We start from the raw sequence: 15,613 nt of genomic DNA, 5'->3' as shown, positions 1-15,613 counted from the left end.
TCTGCTCTCCATTTTCGTTCTTGCTCGCCGCTCACCACTTGTATTTCAGCGTGGCGTAGACGGTGCGGGTGCTGCCGTAGAAGCAGGCGGTCGTCGAACTGCAGCTCGACACGTATTCCTTGTTGAAGATGTTGCTCGCCGCGACGTTCAGGCTCAGCCCGGCAAGATCGGGATTGCGTCTGCCGAAATCGTAGTCGAGGGCCGCGTCGAAGAGCGTGAAGGCCGACACCTTGAAGCTGTTGGCCTCGTCGCCGTAAGTCGACCCGACATAACGCACGCCTGCGCCGAGCCCGAGGCCTTCGAACGCTCCGTCCTGGACGCTGTAATGGACCCAGAGCGAAGCAGCGTCCTCCGGCACGGCATAAGGCCGGTTGCCGACATAGGCCGCGGTCGCGTTCTCGGTCATCTCGGCGTCCATGTGGGTATAGGCCGCCGTGACATCCCAGCCGGCATCGAATGCCAGCTTGGCTTCGAGCTCCACGCCCGTCGTGGTCACCTCCGCGACCTGCAGGTAATAGCCGGGATGGGCGGCATCCGAGGTCGTCATGTTGGACTGGACGAGGTGGTAGACCGAGGCCGCGAGGTAGCTGTCCGAGCCTTCCGGCTGGTACTTGACGCCGGCTTCGATCTGCCGGCCCTCCACGGGATCGAGGGCGACGCCGCCGGCCGCGCTGTAGCCGAGTCCGGTCGGCGGCTCGAACGAGGTGGCATAACTCACATAGGGTGCAATGCCCGAATCGAAGAGATAGGCTGCTCCGACCCTGCCGGTAAACGCATGGCTGTCCTGCTCCGTCGATGTGGTGACGTCAGTTGCAAGCGTCGTCGTGTCGGTCTGGATGTCGTAGCTGTCGTAGCGTCCGCCGAGCGTCACATTGAGCTTGCCGAACTCGATCTGGTCCTGCGCGTAGAGGCCGGTCTGGCTCGTCAGCTGCCGGGTGTCGGAGGTGAAGGCCGGGACGGCGATCGCGGCGCCATAGACCGGGTTGAGGTAGTCGATCGACGGTGCCGGCCCGGTCCCCATCAGCCGGTCGGCATCGGCATATTGATAGTCGAGGCCGAAGAGCAGCGTGTGGGCCAGCGGTCCGGTCTCGAAGTCGGCCTGCAACTGATTGTCGACGACGAAGGTGTCGACCTCTTCCTGGAGATGGGAAGCCAGCCGGGTGATCGTGGTTCCGCTCATCGAGCGCCCGCTGAGGCCGATGTGCTCGCTCTCGACATGCATGTAGCGCAGGTTCTGCCGGAAGGTCAGGTAGTCGTTCAGTTCATGTTCGAACTCGTAGCCGACGCGCGTCGTGCGACGTTCGAAGCTGTCGAAGTCCGGATCACCGACATTGAAGTCGTAGGGAATGTCCGGATAGCTGCCGTTCGCATAGGCGGTGCCGGCGGCCGGCAGGCCGGCCGGATAGGCGCTCGCCGGATCGTCGGTATAGTTGAACAGAAAAGTGAGGCTGGTGCCCTCCTCCGGCTTGATCAGCAGCGAGGGAGAAACCGAAAACCGCTTCGAGGTCACGTCGTCCATGTTCGTCTCGTTGTAGCGGCCGGAGGCCGCCAGCCGGTAGAAGAAGACATCGCTGCCGGCGACCGGGCCGCCGAGGTCGATTGTTCCCTTGACATATCGGTCTGTCCCGATCGTCATCCCGGCCTCGTGGTAAGGGTCCTCGGTCGGGTGCTTCGAGACCAGATTGACGAAGCCGCCCGGCGCCATCTGCCCGTAGAGCACGGAGGACGGCCCCCGCACGACGTCGATGCGCTCGACATCGAAAAGGTCCACGGTCGGCTGGGAGAAGGAAAGGCCGCGCTGCATGCGCAGGCCGTCGAGATAGCCGATGAAGTTCTGATAATTGGCCATGCCCATGCCGCGCACGGGCACGATGTCGTAGCGGTCGTTGTTGCGGATGTCGGGCGTGACGCCCGGCGTGTAGCGCAGGGCCTGTGCCGCCGTCGCAGCACCCTGCTGTTCGAACTGCGTCTTCGTCACCACGGAGACCGCCTGGGGCGTCTTGATGAGGGGCGTCCCCGTCTTTGTCGCCGTGCGCGCGCTTTTGGCGACGAACGTGTTGCCGCTTCTGTCGGCCTGGTCGCCTTTCTGGGTGACCACGATTTCCTCGAGAACGGTCGAATCCTGAGCCACCGCGGAAAACGCGGCCAGGACCGCCAGCGTGCTCACCGATCCCCTGAACCCCCAATGCATAACCCGGACTTTCACAATGCCTCCGCGAATGTCAATTTAACATGATTGTTTTACTCATGTTTGCTATATAGCAAGGACCTGTGCCGACCAATGCCGAGGTCTTTTGCGCACCGCGAAATTTCTTTTGCGAATTCGAAACCCATCCTTCCTGGAGCGCGCCATGGGCGAGATCATCCGGACCGGCGACTTCATCGACCGCCTGCGGCGGCAGAACCGGACCGTCTCGGTGGTCGAGCACGACCCCGGAACCGATTCTTCTCTGATGCGCGGCCGGTTCTGCGACATCGAACTCCGACGGGGGCTGAGCGTGCACGTCTCGGACGTCGTCAGTCTCTGCGACTTGACCGCCGAAACCGAGATAAGGCCCCACATGTCGATCAAGTTCTTCTTCGAGGGAAAGGTCGATGCCGAGATTGGCAATCGGCGCCTGCCCTCCCCGCAGCAGATCCCGCCCTCCTCGCGCTGGATCCCGGCAGCCTGCATGCTCGCCAATCGCCAGGAGGAACGCTTCCGCAATCACACCAGCGCCGGCAATCACATCCGCAAGCTGAAGATCAGGATCGAACCGGAATGGCTGGCGGCCGGCGACATGTTCGCGGACCGCACCGCCGGCGCGATCGAGCGCTTTGCCCGGTCCGAGTTCGAGCTACTGTCATGGCAACCGACGCCCGCCCTCCTGAAGCTGGCGAACCGGATCATGTCGCCCCCAGAGGAAGAGGCGTGCCTCCGCCATCTCTTCCTTGAAGCCCAAACCCTCGCCGTCATTCACGAGTGCTTCAAGCTCATCGCCGGCGGCAATGCGGACGCCGGAGCGCCGGTCGCGGCGCTGAGAGCATCGGAAGAAAGGAAGCTCGCAGAAGCGGAAGACTATATTCGCAACTGCACGGGCCGCATGCCGTCCGCCGAGGAGATCGCCGCCCATCTGTCGGTCAGCGTCAACACGCTGCACCGCCTGATACGTCGCGGGCGCACCGTCGGCACAGCCAGCTTCGTGCGCACGACGAAGCTCAGGCAGGCGCGGCACGCCATCGAGAACGACGGTCTGCAGATCGCCCGCGCCGCTCATCTTGCCGGTTATTCGAGCCCGGCGAATTTCTCCACCGCCTTCAGGCGTGAATTCGGCGTCCCGCCGAAGGCCGTGCGCGGCTAGAGCATTTCCGGCTAATTCGGAGTCGTTCTGACGGAGCGAATTTGCGGCAAGACCAAGCGAAGACGCAAAGAGCATATCCATCGATATGGTCGAGCGGCTCCGCGCCGGTATTGACGCAAAATCGCCCATCTCTCCGGTCGCCCTGCTTCGACTTCATCGAAGCAGAAAGGACGACCGGCGAGATCTCCGTTTGCGCGTTTGCCTTTGGCAAACGACGCGGGCGCGGTTTCCGATTGGCGGGCGCCCGATGGCGATCCGGTCTTGCCCGATGGCGGGCATCGCGCTGCGACCGCGTCACCACCGGATCGCACACGCCAATCGAGAAACAGAACCGACCCCGAATTTGCCGGAAATGCTCTAGGATCAGGCCTGAATCAAGACAGCACGGAAATCATTGACGTTGGTCAGCGTCGGCCCGGTCACCACCTGCCCGTCGATCGCCCCGAAGAAGCTGTGCGCGTCATTCTCTGCCAGCGCCTTTTCAGGATCGAGACCGAGAGACTGTGCGCGGGCAAGCGTGTCGGGATCGACGACCGCGCCTGCCACCTCCGCTGCTCCGTCGACGCCGTCGGTATCGCAGGCGATCGCATGAATGGCTTTGGCGCCGTTTAGCGCCAGTACCAGTGCCAGGCAGAATTCAGCGTTCGGTCCGCCGATGCCCTTGCCTCGCCGCGTCACGGTGAGTTCGCCGCCGGAAAGCAACAGTGCCGGAGGATCGCCGGGCTTCATCCCCGCCTTTATGGCAAGAGCCTGCTCCGCCTGGGCGGCGGCCACCTCGCGCGCCTCGCCCTCGAGGCGGTCGCCCAGCATGTGGACGGCGCAGCCGGCCCGTTCGGCGAGCGCCGCCGCCGCGCTCAGCGATTGCCGAGGGGCGGCATAGATGATGTTCTCAACTCTGGAGAGCCTCGGATCGCCCGGCGGGACGACCCCACTCGGACGCTGAAGCGCCGCCAGCACACTCTCCGGCACCTCGATCTTCCATCGGCTGAGCACATCGAGCGCCTCCTCGCGGGTCGATGCGTCGCCGACCGTCGGACCCGAGCCGATGAAAGCCGGATTGTCGCCCGGTACGTCGGAGATCATGAGCGCCAGCATCCGCGCCGGATAGGCGGCCGCGGCGAGCTGGCCGCCCTTTACCCGACTTAAGTGCTTGCGCACCGTATTCATCCGATCGATCGGCGCGCCGGAGGCGAGGAGGGCCGCGTTGACCGCCTGCTTGTCGGCAAGCGAGACACCCTCGACGGGCTGCACCAGCAGGGCTGACGCACCGCCGGAAATCAGCGCCAGCACGAAATCGCCCTCCTTTGCCGCCGCCAGCAGATCCAGCATGCGGCGGGTTGCTACGAGCCCCGCCTCGTCCGGTACCGGATGGGCGGCCTCGACGATTTCGATCCCCCGGCACGGCCTCGCATAGCCATAGCGCGTGATGACGAGACCCTCGCAAGGACCCCATTCCGCCTCGACGGCCTCCGCCATCCGCGCGCTCGCCTTGCCGGCGCCGACGACGATCACCCGCCCTTCGGGTTTCGGCGGCAGGAAAGCCTTGAGCGAACGCATCGGGTCTGCGACTTCGACCGCCCGGTCGAAGAGCTGCCGCAGGAAGCGGTCCGGATCGTTGATCATGCCTCTGGCCCCTTCCCGCTTGTCTCCCGGATGACGAGCTCGACGGGGGTCAACCGCTCCGGCTGAGGCGGGTGGCTCTCCTCCAGCCATGCGAGGACCGTTTCGGCGATCTGCCGGCCGAAGTCGGCGATCCCGCACCGGACGGTCGACAGCGTCGGGTAGACCTGGCTGCATTCCTCGATATCGTCGAAGCCGACGATACGAAATGCGCTGCCGACGCTCCTGCCGATCTGGGCGAAGCCCGACAGCATGCCGAGCGCGACGAGGTCGTTGAAGCAGATCGCAGCGTCCACGTCCGGGTGGTTGCGCGTCAGCGTGCCGGCGGCCTCGCGCCCGAAGGCGCGGCTCGCGCGTCCCGAGACGACAAACGGTTCCATCCCGGCCTCGTCCAGTGCCTGGAGATAGCCGGCCATGCGCTCCTGCGTGACCGTCCGGTCCGGCAGGCCGCCGACGAAGGCGATCCGGCGCGGCGAGAAGCCGAGCAGGTGCCGCGTCGCGAGCAGGCTTCCGTTCCTGTAGTCCGGTGCCGCAAACGGAAAGAGATCGACGCGCGGATTGACCTTGCGCAGCACCTGCATGGTCGGGATGCCGGCCCGCGCGATCGCATCGAAGGTCGAGGCGTCGTCGTCATAGGCCGGTGAGACGACGAGAGCCGACACCCCGTGCTCGATCATCGCCGCGACCACCTGCGCCTGGATGCGCGGGTCCTCGTCGGTATTGGCAAGCACGGTCGCATAACCGCGGGCCGATAGCGCCATCTGCAGCGAGGTCGCGAACTCGGTGAAGAACGGGTTGCGGAGATCGTTGATGACGAGGCCGATCAGGCCGACATTCGAGGTGCGCAGGTTGGCGGCGGCGCGGTTGTAGACATAGCCGATCCGGTCCATGGCCTCGCGTACCGCGTGGCGCGTTTCCTCCTTGACCAGCGGGCTGTTCTGCAGCACGAGGCTGACGGTCGACTTCGACACGCCGGCGACGCGCGCCACATCCACGATTGTCGGCCTACGCTCCATTGCCGCTCATTCGACTCCGTTGATTTCCAGCAGGAGACGCATCCTTCTCACGGCAAGCTCCGGATCGGCAAGCAGGTTTGCCTGGTCTGCGAGGCGAAAGACCGCGCTGTAGTGGACAATGTCGCGGCTCGACTGGAAACCGGCCGGCATGATGAAGTGCTTCTGGTAGCCGTTGAGCCAGGAGAGGAAGGCGATGCCCGCCTTGTAGAAGCGCGTCGGCGCGCGAAAGATCTCGCGGCTCAAGGGCACCGTCGGTGCCAGCAGACGATGGTAGGTCTGAAGGTCGCCGCCGGCCAGCGCATCGAGGGCCTGCGAGGCCGCCGGCGCGATCGCCGCGAAGATCCCGAGCAGCGCGTGGGAGTAGTGCTTGCCGTCGCCCGCGATCAGGTCGGCGTAGTTGAAGTCGTCGCCGGTATAGAGCCGGACGCCGTCGGGCAGGCGGGCGCGGAAGGCCTCCTCGTGCGCCCGGTCGAGCAGGGAGATCTTGATGCCATCGACCTTGGCCGGGTTTTCGGAAATCAGCGCGAGGACGAAGTCGCTGGCGGTCGCGACGTCCTCGCTGCCCCAATAGCCCTTCAGCGCGGGATCGAACATGTCGCCGAGCCAGTGCAGGATGACGGGCGCTGCCGCCCCGTCGATCAGCTTGCGATAGACCGAGTGGTAGACCTCCGGCCCGGCACCCATCGCCGGGAAGGCGCGCGAGGCCATCAGGATCAGCTGTCCGTCGACGGTCTCGATCGCCTCCGCCTGATGTTCGTAGGCAGCGAGGATCGCGCCCGCGTCGCGCAGGTCCTGCGGGGCCACGTGATCGGTGCCCGCACCGCAGGCGACCCGCGGTTTCATCGGATGCGACCGGGCCGCGGCCATGGTGCGCTCGATCAGTTCGCGCGCCGTCTGCCAGTCGACACCCATGCCGCGCTGGGCGGTATCCATGGCTTCGGCAAGGCCGAGCCCCTGGTTCCAGAGCCCCTGACGGAAGGCGAGCGTCGCCTCCCAATCGACTGCGGGCCTCGTATCCCATGGATTGCGCTCCCGCAGCGGGTCCGACACGACATGCGCCGCGGCGAAGGCCGTGCGGGTCAACGGGCGGGAAGGCGCGCGTGGCGTGAGCGGCGTGCCGGTGAGCGTGTAGTCCTCTATCCGGCAATCCTCGGTGGGCAAACGTATCATGGTGATGTCCTTCAGTTTTGAACCGGCAGGTCGAACACGAGGATCCCGTCGAGGCCGCCCTCTGCATGCGCAACCAGCCGGGCGCCGAAGCGCTGGTGATCGGGATGGGCCTGATAGGCCTCAAGCGCCTGCCAGTCGGCGAAATCGGCAACGAAACCGTGCATGTAGCCCCGCTCGATCTTTTCCGGGCTCTCGCTGCGACCGGAGGCGATGGAAAGCAGGCCGTCGATCCTGCCTTCGATGGCGTGAAGCTCCTCGAAAAGGGCGCGGATCGTCGCTTCATCGACATCCGCGCGAAACCGGACGAGCACGATATGGCGGATCATCGGTCACACTCCATGGTCTGCGCGGATCATGTCGGCGGCCTTTTCGGCAATCATGATCGTCGGCGCGTTGGTGTTCGAGGAGACGACGGCCGGCATGATCGAGGCGTCGACCACGCGCAGGCCCTCGATGCCGTTGAACCTGAGGCGCGGATCGACGACGGCGGCGGGATCGGAGCCCATACGGCAGGTGCCCGCCGGATGATGATCGGTTTTGGCGTGCGCGCAGGCGTAGTTGAAATAGTCCTCGTCGGTCGAAACCTCGGGGCCCGGCAGACGCTCCGCCTTGACGAAAGGCTTCAACGCATCCTGCCGCATGATCTCGCGGGCGAGCTTCAGGCCGCGGATCGACATTTCGCGGTCGTAAGGGTCTTCCCAGTAGTTCGGATCGATAAGCGGTGCGGCGAGCGGATCGGCCGAGGCAAGCCGCACCGTCCCGCGGGAGCGCGGCCGCAGATAGGCGGAGTTGAGCGTCACTCCGCCATTTTTCATAGCCGCCACGCCGGCCTCGATGCCGGAGCCGAGGCCGAGATGGAACTGGATGTCCGGCGAGCGTGCCTCCGGGTCGGCATACCAGAACCCGCCGGTCTCGAAGAGGCTCGAGGCCACCGGCCCGGTCCGCGAGAGGATGTACTGAAGCCCGGCCAGCACCGAGAGGTGCGGCTTGGCGTAGCGGTCGTAGGTGTGGGGTCCGGTGCACTCGGCGATCACGAAGAGGTCGAGGTGATCCTGGAGATTGGATCCGACGCCCGGCTGGTCGAAGACGACGGGCACGCCGACGGATTTCAGATGGTCGGCCGGTCCGATGCCGGACAGCATCAGCAGCCGCGGGCTACCGATCGCGCCGGAGGAGAGGATGATCTCCCGCTCGGCGCGGACGATGCCCTCGCCCGCAAGGTCGACGCCGACGGCGCACCCCTTCTCGACGACGACCTTCAGGACCTGCGCCCCGGTCCGGATCGTCAGGTTCCTGCGGCCCCGCGCCGGGTTGAGGTAGGCGATCGAGGCGGACGAACGGCGGACGTTGCGCTGGGTGAGCTGATAGTAGCCGACGCCGTCCTGCTTTTCGCCGGTCATGTCGGGGTTGAAGGGAATACCGAGTTCGCGCGCTGCCTTGAAATAGGCCTCGCAGATCGGCAGGGGTGCGGCCGGTTTGCTCACCCCCAGAGGCCCGCCCTTGCCGTGGTAGCGGTTGTCGTAGGTGTCGTTGTCCTCGGCCTTGCGGAAATAGGGCAACACGTCATCGTAGGCCCACCCCTCGCAACCCGCCTGCCGCCAGCCGTCGTAGTCGAGCGCATTGCCGCGGGTATAGATCTGCGCGTTGATGGTCGACCCGCCGCCGAGCACCTTCGCTTGGGTATAACGGATCACCATGTCCTTCATGTGCCGCTGCGGCACTGTCTGCCAGCCCCAGCTGCCGATGCCCTTGGTCATTTTGGCAAAGCCCGCCGGCAGGTGATAGAAGGGATGCCAGTCGCGACCGCCGGCTTCGAGCAGCAGAACGCGCGTTTGCGGGTTCTCCGAGAGCCGCGCGGCGAGCACAGAACCGGCCGAGCCTCCCCCGACGACGATGAAATCATAGGACGTCTTCATACGATGCTCCTACAGGCGCGGGATCGAGAGGCCGCCGTCGACGGGAACGACGGCGCCGCTGGCGAAGGCGAGGTTTCCCTCGGCCATCGGAACCACCACCCGGCCGATGTCTTCCGGCTGCCCCCAGCGCTGTGCGGGCACGAGCCCCCCTTCGATCCGGGCGGTGTACTTGTCCTTCACGCCGGCGGTCATCTCGGTTGCGATGATGCCGGGCCGAAGCTCGAACACGCCGATGCCGTGCGGCGCCAGGCGAACAGCGAAGAGTTCCGCCACCATCGCCGCTCCTGCCTTCGAGATGCAGTATTCGGCCCGTTCGATCGACGCCATGGCGGCGCTGACCGAGGTAACGAAGATCAGCGAACGGTAGACGTCGGAAGGTCGGGCGACCATGCGCCGGGCCACCTCCTGGGCGAAGAAGAAGGCGCCGCGCAGATTGACGCCGAGGACGAAATCGAAGCTCTCCGGGGAAAGATCGAGCATGTCGCCGCGCACCTTCGCCGGCACGCCGGCATTCGAGACAAGCGTTGTTACCGGTCCCATCTCGTTCTCGATCCGATCGAGCAGCGCACCTACCCTGTCGATCTCCTGCAGGTCGTGCCGGAAATAGCGCGCCCTGCCCCCGAGCCTTTCGAGCGCGGTCCCGACCTGCGGGGTGTCCGCCTCCGAACGCGATACCAGCGCTACGCGGTAGCCGGCGTCGACCAGGGCTTCGGCGATGCCGAGGCCGATGCCCTGCTGTCCGCCGGTAATGAGTGCGAGCCGTGTCACTGCTGGAACTCCGTTTCGGTGATGTGCCTTGCAGCCCTGAGCGCAAGTGCGGCGACGGTGAGCGCCGGATTGACGGCCGCCGAGGTGGGCAGGACCGACGCGTCGACGACGAAGAGGTTGCCGTGATCGTGGCTGCGGCCATAGCTGTCGACGACACTCGTCCGCGGATCGGCTCCCATGCGTGCCGTCCCGCACTGATGGGATGGTGTGCGCCGGTCGAAGGCGCGTGACAGCACCGCCGGATAGCCCGCCTTGCGCAAGAGCGCCTTGAGACGCGCGACGAGCGCCAGATGCGCTTCCCAATTGGAGCGCTTCCAGTCGAGCACGATTTGCCCGTCCTTCAGGCTCACCCGACTTTCGGGATTGGGCAGATCCTCGGACATCGCGTAGAGATCGATCGAGCGGGCGGCGATCCAGTGCGCGAGCCGCCGCGGCAGGGGCGAGCTCGCCGCAAGGATCGGACCGGTGATCTTGCCGAGCAGCTGGATGTTGCCGAGCGGCTCGCCATGCGGCCCGCCGGTGAGGTAGAAATCGTTGACCAGCAGGGTCTTCTGGTAAACCGACGGGTTGCGGCGGAGCGGATTGAGCGCCAGAACCGCCGAGCAATTGTGGTTCATGAAGTTGCGCCCGACCTGGTCGGAAGAGTTCGCAAGCCCGTTCGGATGGCGGCTGTCGGCGGACGCCAGGAGAAGCGCTGCCGAGCGGACCGCGCCGGCCGCAAGAACCACGAGCGGCGCCGTGATCACCTCGCGTTCGCCGCCCGCCTCGACCTCGACGCCGGTGATGCGGCCGTCTTCGGACGCAAGCAGACGCCTTGCCTCGCAACCCGTCAGCAGCGTGACATTCGGGTGCGCAAGAGCCTTCGACAGGCAGGCCGTCTCGGCGTCCATCTTGCCACCGCAGGTGTCCGGGAAGGCATCCCAGGTCGTCCGGCCGCCGGCGAGCCAGCGCTCGATGTCGACCCCGAGCGGCAGTGAGGCCGGATGCAGGCCGACCCGGCCGAGCCGCCGGCGAAGATCGGCAATCGCGGGTTCATCGGGAACCGGGGGATAGGCGTATTGGCCGGAGTGAGAGGGTTCCGTCGGATCATCACCGAGCGCACCCCGCACCTGAAAGAGCGTCTCCGCCTGCTGATAGAAGGGTTCGAGCTCGTCGTAGCCGATCGGCCAGCCCGGCGTCGTTCCACCGATATGGCGCTGCGGTGAAAAATCCTCGCGGCGATAGCGGATGAGAACGGCGCCGTAGAACTTGGAATTGCCCCCGACATAGTAGTAGTTGCCCGGATTGAAGGGATGCCCCTCCCCGTCCAGCCAGGTTTCCTTCGGCCGGAACCGCGCTCTCCCGAAGATTTCCTCCGGGTCGCGGTCGGCCGCAGACGGCGTCAGCCGTTCTCCCTTCTCGATGATGAGGATCCGCCGGCCGCTCGGCGCCAGGGCGGCCGCGAGTGTGGCGCCGCCCATGCCCGAGCCGACAATGATGATGTCTGGGACGATATCCGGGATTGTATCGGGAGCGTTCATGGCCGGATGCGTTCTTCCGTCTTCGGATCGAAGGCGACGGCCTTTTCCATGTTGACGGCGAAGTCGAAGACCTGACCGGCATGAATGTCGGTATCGGCACGCATGCGGCCGATCACATCCTTGCCGCCGAGCGTCATGGTGACGAAGGTGTCGGAGCCGGCCGGCTCTGTGACGACGACCCGGTTCTGGAGAGCGACGATGTTCGTCGACTTGCGGTCCGCACCCTCCGGGTCGGTGATCGCTTCCGGCCGGATGCCGAGGAGGATTTCCCTGCCATCCCAGGCAACGAGGTTCTGCTGGCTGAAACGCAGGTGTTGCTCGCCGCCCTCGCCGTCCGTGACTGCGGCATGCGGCGCTCCGTCACGGACGACGACGCGGGCCGGCAGCACGTTCATTGCCGGGCTTCCCATGAAGGTCGCGACGAAGACGTTGGACGGCGTGTCGTAGATCTCCTTCGGCGTTCCGAGCTGCTGGATATAGCCCTTGTTCATCACCGCGATCCGGGTCGAAAGCGTCATCGCCTCGATCTGGTCGTGAGTGACGTAGACGATCGTCGTCTTCAGCTTCTCGTGCAGCTTCTTGATCTCGGTGCGCATGTCGACGCGCAGCTTGGCGTCGAGGTTGGAAAGCGGCTCGTCGAACAGGAAGACGTCCGGGTCGCGCACCAGTGCGCGGCCCATGGCGACACGCTGCCGCTGCCCGCCGGAGAGCTGGCCCGGTTTGCGGTCGACCAGATGGTCGATCTGCAGGAGCCTGGCAACCTCGGTGAGCGCCTTCTCCCGCTCGGGCTTCGGCACGCCGTGCATTTCCAGCCCGAAGGTGATGTTCTGGCCGACCGTCATGTTGGGATAGAGCGCGTAGGACTGGAACACCATCGCGATGTTGCGCCTGGAGGGATGCACGCCGTTGACCACCCGGCCCCTGATGGCGATCTCGCCCGAGGAGATGTTCTCGAGGCCGGCGATCATGCCGAGAAGCGTGGACTTGCCGCAGCCGGACGGTCCGACCAGCACGAGGAATTCGCCTTCTTCGACCGAAATGTCGACGCGATGGAGCACCTCGAGCTGTCCGTAGGACTTGGTGACGTTGTTGATGTCGAGAAAGCCCATGTTCTTATCCTTTGACTGAGCCCGCCATCAGCCCGCGCACGAAATAGCGGCCGGCGACGATGTAGACGAAGAGGGTGGGAAGCGCGGCGAGGATCGCGCCGGCGAAGTGGACGTTGTATTCCTTCACGCCGGTCGACGACTGCACCAGATTGTTGAGCGCCGCCGTCATCGGCTGGCTGGTGCCGCCGAAGGAAACGCCGAACAGGAAGTCGTTCCAGATGTTGGTGAACTGCCAGATCACGGAAACCACGGTGATCGGCCCGGAAACCGGCAACAGGATGCGCCAGAAGATACGGAAGAAGCCCGCGCCGTCGATCTGGGCCGCCTTGACGAGTTCCGTCGGGAAGGTGGCGTAGTAGTTGCGATAGTAGAGCGTCGTGAACCCGATGCCGTAGACCACATGGACGAGAATGAGACCCGGCACCGAGCCGGCGAGCCCCAGCTTGCCGAGCACGAGCGCCATCGGGATCAGCACGATCTGGAACGGGATAAAGCAGGAAAACAGCATCAGCCCGAAGATGATCGTGTCGTATCTGAAGCGCCACTTGGTGAGCACGTAGCCGTTCAGCGCACCGACGATGGTGGAGATTGCGACGGCGGGGACCACCATCAGGATGGAATTCAGGAAATAGGGCTTGAGGCCGGTCGGCGAGACGCCGATCTGCGCAGTCGACCAGGCGGATTTCCAGGCCTCCAGCGTCCAGGTCCGAGGCAGCGCCATCATGTTGCCGCCGGTGATCTCCGGGAGCGGCTTCAGCGAGTTGATGCCCATGACATAGAGCGGCAACAGGTAGAAGAGCGCAAAGAGAAGCAGCACGAGGTAGATGAAGGTACGGGCGACGCGGCCGGTCCTGACCGCAGTGTCCTGGCTGACGGCAGACATCAGTGCTTCTCCTTCAGCTCGGCATAGAGATAGGGAACCATGATCGCGGCGATCGTCATCAGCATGATGACCGCCGAGGCCGCGCCGACCCCCATCTGGTTGCGGGTGAACGTATAGGAATACATGAAGGTCGCCGGCATTTCGGTCGCCCGGCCGGGACCGCCGCCGGTCAGCGCGATCACGAGGTCGTAGGACTTGATCGCCAGATGGCTGAGGATGACGAAGGCCGAAAGGAAAGCGGGCCTCAGGAGCGGAATGACGATGCGGCGATAGAGCTGCAGACTGGAGGCGCCGTCGATCTGGGCGGCCTTCAGGATTTCGTTGTCGATCCCGCGAAGCCCGGCGAGAAACATGGCCATGACGAAGCCGCTGGTCTGCCAGACCGCCGCGATCACGATCGTGTAGATCGCCATGTCATTGTCCTTGATCCAGGTGAAGGTGAAACTCTCCCAACCCCAGAGCCGCATGATCCGCTCGAGCCCGATGCCGGGATCGAGGAACCATTTCCATGCCGTGCCGGTGACGATGAAGGAGAGCGCCATCGGGTAGAGATAGATCGGCCTGAGAAACCCCTCGCCGCGGATCTTCTGGTCGAGGAAGATTGCAAGACCGAGGCCGAGCGCCGTGCAGATGACGATGTAGAGGCTCGCGAAGATCGCGATGTTGACGATCGCGATGTGCCAGTTTTCGAGCGCCCAGAGCCGCGTGTAGTTGCTGAGACCCACGAAGGTATAGAGCGGCAGCATCTTCGATCCGGTGAAGGAGAGGAAGATGGTGAACAGGATGAAGCCGTAAACGAAGACGAGCGTCACCGCGAGGGAGGGTGCGAGCACCACCTTCGGCAGCCAGTCCTGTAGGCGCGTGCGCATATCGGCCCGCGTTGAGCTTGTCATGGGTCTCCTCCCTGTCCCTGTCGATCCATGCCGGGCGAGCCCTCTCTGCGTCGCCGGCGAATGACCGGGCGGCGGCAGCCACCGCCCGGCATCTGCGGTTACTTGGTCGCCGCAACTGCCTCGGCGAGCGCCTTTGCCGCTTCCGCACCGTCCTTGTAGCCACCGTTGAAGGCCTTGGTGACAACGTCGTAGACAGCGTTCTTGACCGCTGCCGGCGCCGCATGGCCGTGGGCCATCGAGCCGAACAGCGTGCCGCCGGAGCTCGCCTCCGCCAGATCCTTCATGCCCCTCTTGCCGCAATCGTCGAAATCAGCATCCGGTACGTCGGTGCGAGCCGGCACCGAACCCTTGACGACGTTGAAGGCCGACTGGAATTTCGGGCTCTCGATCGAGGAGGCCATCGCCATCTGGGCCCTGACCTTGTCGTCGCCCGAAACGTTGAACATCGCGAACTGGTCGGAGTTGAAGGTGACCGACCCTTGCGTTCCCGGGAAGCGGATGCAGACGAAATCGGCACCCGGCTTCTTGCCGGCCTTCAGGAATTCGCCCTTGGCCCAGTCGCCCATCATCTGCATGCCGGCCTTGCCGTCGATCACCATCGCGGAGGCAAGGTTCCAGTCGCGGCCGGAGAAGTTGTCGTCGGCATAGGTCCTGAGCTTCATCAGCCGGTCGAAGGCATCGGCCATGTCGGCGCCGCCGAGCGTTTCCTCGTCGAGGTCGACGAAGGCCTTCTTGTAGAAATCGGTGCCCTTCGAGAGAACGACACCGTCGAAGACGGTCGCATCCTGCCAGGGCTGTCCGCCATGGGCGAGCGGGGTGATGCCGTTCGCCTTCATCTTGTCGAGCACGGCGACCAGCTCGTCCCAGCTTTCCGGCGCCTTGCCGCCGGCCGCATCGAGTGCTGCCTTGTTGATCCAGACCCAGTTGGTCGAATGGACGTTGACCGGGGCCGCGATCCAGTGACCGTCATACTTCGAGAACTTCTGCAGGGCTTCCGGGACGACCTTGTCCCAGCCTTCGGCGGTCGCCACCTCGTCGAGATTGCCGAGAGCACCCTGTTCGGCCCAGTCGAGAATGTCGAAGCCGAGCATCTGCACGGCGGTCGGTGGATCACCGGCCGTCACACGGGCACGAAGGGCGGTCATTGCCGCTTCGCCGCCGCCGCCGGCCACCGGCATGTCGACCCAGCCGATGCCCTTCGTGTTCAAATCCTCCTTGAGAACGTTCAGGGCTGCGGCTTCGCCACCCGAGGTCCACCAGTGAAGCACCTCGACATCGGTGGCATGAGAGATGCCGGCGGTGCCCGCCAGCATGGTACCGGTAATCAGCATGGTCTTGAAAAGGCTACGCATGTTTTCCTCCTGTGTTATGCGTTGC

The 15,613-nt window shown here is 64.9% G+C and carries 13 protein-coding genes; 1 reads left to right on the top strand and 12 read right to left on the bottom strand.

Annotated features, from left to right (window positions below; genetic code table 11):
- Positions 1–31: 31 nt before the first annotated feature.
- Positions 32–2,167: a TonB-dependent siderophore receptor gene (locus NHF53_RS16630; protein WP_252835244.1), complete on the bottom strand. Its 2,136-nt coding sequence runs from the start codon at positions 2,165–2,167 to the stop codon at positions 32–34.
- Positions 2,168–2,351: 184 nt separating this feature from the next.
- On the opposite strand from NHF53_RS16630, the gene NHF53_RS16625 reads away from it, so the two are divergent.
- Complete coding sequence (locus NHF53_RS16625; RefSeq protein WP_252835243.1) at positions 2,352–3,341, top strand: helix-turn-helix transcriptional regulator; 990 nt, start codon at positions 2,352–2,354, stop codon at positions 3,339–3,341.
- A gap of 363 nt (positions 3,342–3,704) precedes the next feature.
- Here the strand turns inward: NHF53_RS16625 and NHF53_RS16620 are convergent, their stop codons facing one another.
- The 11 genes from NHF53_RS16620 to NHF53_RS16570 all read right to left on the bottom strand — a co-directional run bounded on the left by NHF53_RS16620 (position 3,705) and on the right by NHF53_RS16570 (position 15,588).
- Entirely contained in the window at positions 3,705–4,964 is a 1,260-nt protein-coding gene (locus NHF53_RS16620; RefSeq protein WP_252835242.1) for a glycerate kinase, read from the bottom strand.
- On the bottom strand, positions 4,961–5,977 hold the full coding sequence (locus NHF53_RS16615) for a LacI family DNA-binding transcriptional regulator (RefSeq protein ID WP_252835241.1): 1,017 nt from the start codon (positions 5,975–5,977) through the stop codon (positions 4,961–4,963). Before NHF53_RS16615 ends, NHF53_RS16620 begins: the two co-directional genes overlap by 4 nt.
- A gap of 6 nt (positions 5,978–5,983) precedes the next feature.
- Entirely contained in the window at positions 5,984–7,153 is a 1,170-nt protein-coding gene (locus tag NHF53_RS16610) for a dihydrodipicolinate synthase family protein (protein WP_252835987.1), read from the bottom strand.
- A gap of 5 nt (positions 7,154–7,158) precedes the next feature.
- Complete coding sequence (locus tag NHF53_RS16605) at positions 7,159–7,473, bottom strand: Dabb family protein (protein WP_112690357.1); 315 nt, start codon at positions 7,471–7,473, stop codon at positions 7,159–7,161.
- Positions 7,474–7,476: 3 nt separating this feature from the next.
- Complete coding sequence (locus NHF53_RS16600; RefSeq protein WP_252835240.1) at positions 7,477–9,063, bottom strand: GMC family oxidoreductase; 1,587 nt, start codon at positions 9,061–9,063, stop codon at positions 7,477–7,479.
- Positions 9,064–9,072: 9 nt separating this feature from the next.
- On the bottom strand, positions 9,073–9,831 hold the full coding sequence (locus tag NHF53_RS16595; protein WP_252835239.1) for a 3-ketoacyl-ACP reductase: 759 nt from the start codon (positions 9,829–9,831) through the stop codon (positions 9,073–9,075).
- A complete protein-coding gene (locus tag NHF53_RS16590; RefSeq protein WP_252835238.1) occupies positions 9,828–11,351 on the bottom strand; it encodes an FAD-dependent oxidoreductase in 1,524 nt (507 codons plus the stop codon). Before NHF53_RS16590 ends, NHF53_RS16595 begins: the two co-directional genes overlap by 4 nt.
- Positions 11,348–12,460 carry an ABC transporter ATP-binding protein gene (locus NHF53_RS16585; RefSeq protein ID WP_252835237.1) on the bottom strand — a complete coding sequence of 371 codons (1,113 nt, stop codon included), beginning with the start codon at positions 12,458–12,460 and terminating at the stop codon, positions 11,348–11,350. Before NHF53_RS16585 ends, NHF53_RS16590 begins: the two co-directional genes overlap by 4 nt.
- Positions 12,461–12,464: 4 nt before the next feature.
- Positions 12,465–13,343, bottom strand: a complete 879-nt coding sequence (locus NHF53_RS16580; protein WP_114363337.1) for a carbohydrate ABC transporter permease — start codon at positions 13,341–13,343, stop codon at positions 12,465–12,467.
- A complete protein-coding gene (locus NHF53_RS16575; protein ID WP_252835236.1) occupies positions 13,343–14,236 on the bottom strand; it encodes a carbohydrate ABC transporter permease in 894 nt (297 codons plus the stop codon). The genes NHF53_RS16580 and NHF53_RS16575 overlap by 1 nt, the downstream gene beginning before the upstream one ends.
- A gap of 98 nt (positions 14,237–14,334) precedes the next feature.
- The gene (locus NHF53_RS16570) at positions 14,335–15,588 is read right to left on the bottom strand and encodes an ABC transporter substrate-binding protein (protein ID WP_252835235.1); all 1,254 of its coding nucleotides are present in this window, start codon (positions 15,586–15,588) and stop codon (positions 14,335–14,337) included.
- Positions 15,589–15,613 lie beyond the last annotated feature (25 nt).

Source organism: Ciceribacter sp. RN22 (assembly GCF_024054295.1).
GTDB lineage: Bacteria > Pseudomonadota > Alphaproteobacteria > Rhizobiales > Rhizobiaceae > Allorhizobium > Allorhizobium lividum.
This window is presented reverse-complemented; position numbering and strand designations above follow the sequence as displayed.

Bases quoted from the DNA above. Each gene is read 5' to 3' on its own strand.
- NHF53_RS16625 (WP_252835243.1), top strand. From the start codon at position 2,352: ATGGGCGAGATCATCCGGACCGGCGACTTCATCGACCGCCTGCGGCGG.
- NHF53_RS16620 (WP_252835242.1), bottom strand. From the start codon at position 4,964: ATGATCAACGATCCGGACCGCTTCCTGCGGCAGCTCTTCGACCGGGCG.
- NHF53_RS16615 (WP_252835241.1), bottom strand. From the start codon at position 5,977: ATGGAGCGTAGGCCGACAATCGTGGATGTGGCGCGCGTCGCCGGCGTG.
- NHF53_RS16605 (WP_112690357.1), bottom strand. From the start codon at position 7,473: ATGATCCGCCATATCGTGCTCGTCCGGTTTCGCGCGGATGTCGATGAA.
- NHF53_RS16600 (WP_252835240.1), bottom strand. From the start codon at position 9,063: ATGAAGACGTCCTATGATTTCATCGTCGTCGGGGGAGGCTCGGCCGGT.
- NHF53_RS16590 (WP_252835238.1), bottom strand. From the start codon at position 11,351: ATGAACGCTCCCGATACAATCCCGGATATCGTCCCAGACATCATCATT.
- NHF53_RS16585 (WP_252835237.1), bottom strand. From the start codon at position 12,460: ATGGGCTTTCTCGACATCAACAACGTCACCAAGTCCTACGGACAGCTC.
- NHF53_RS16580 (WP_114363337.1), bottom strand. From the start codon at position 13,343: ATGTCTGCCGTCAGCCAGGACACTGCGGTCAGGACCGGCCGCGTCGCC.
- NHF53_RS16575 (WP_252835236.1), bottom strand. From the start codon at position 14,236: ATGACAAGCTCAACGCGGGCCGATATGCGCACGCGCCTACAGGACTGG.
- NHF53_RS16570 (WP_252835235.1), bottom strand. From the start codon at position 15,588: ATGCGTAGCCTTTTCAAGACCATGCTGATTACCGGTACCATGCTGGCG.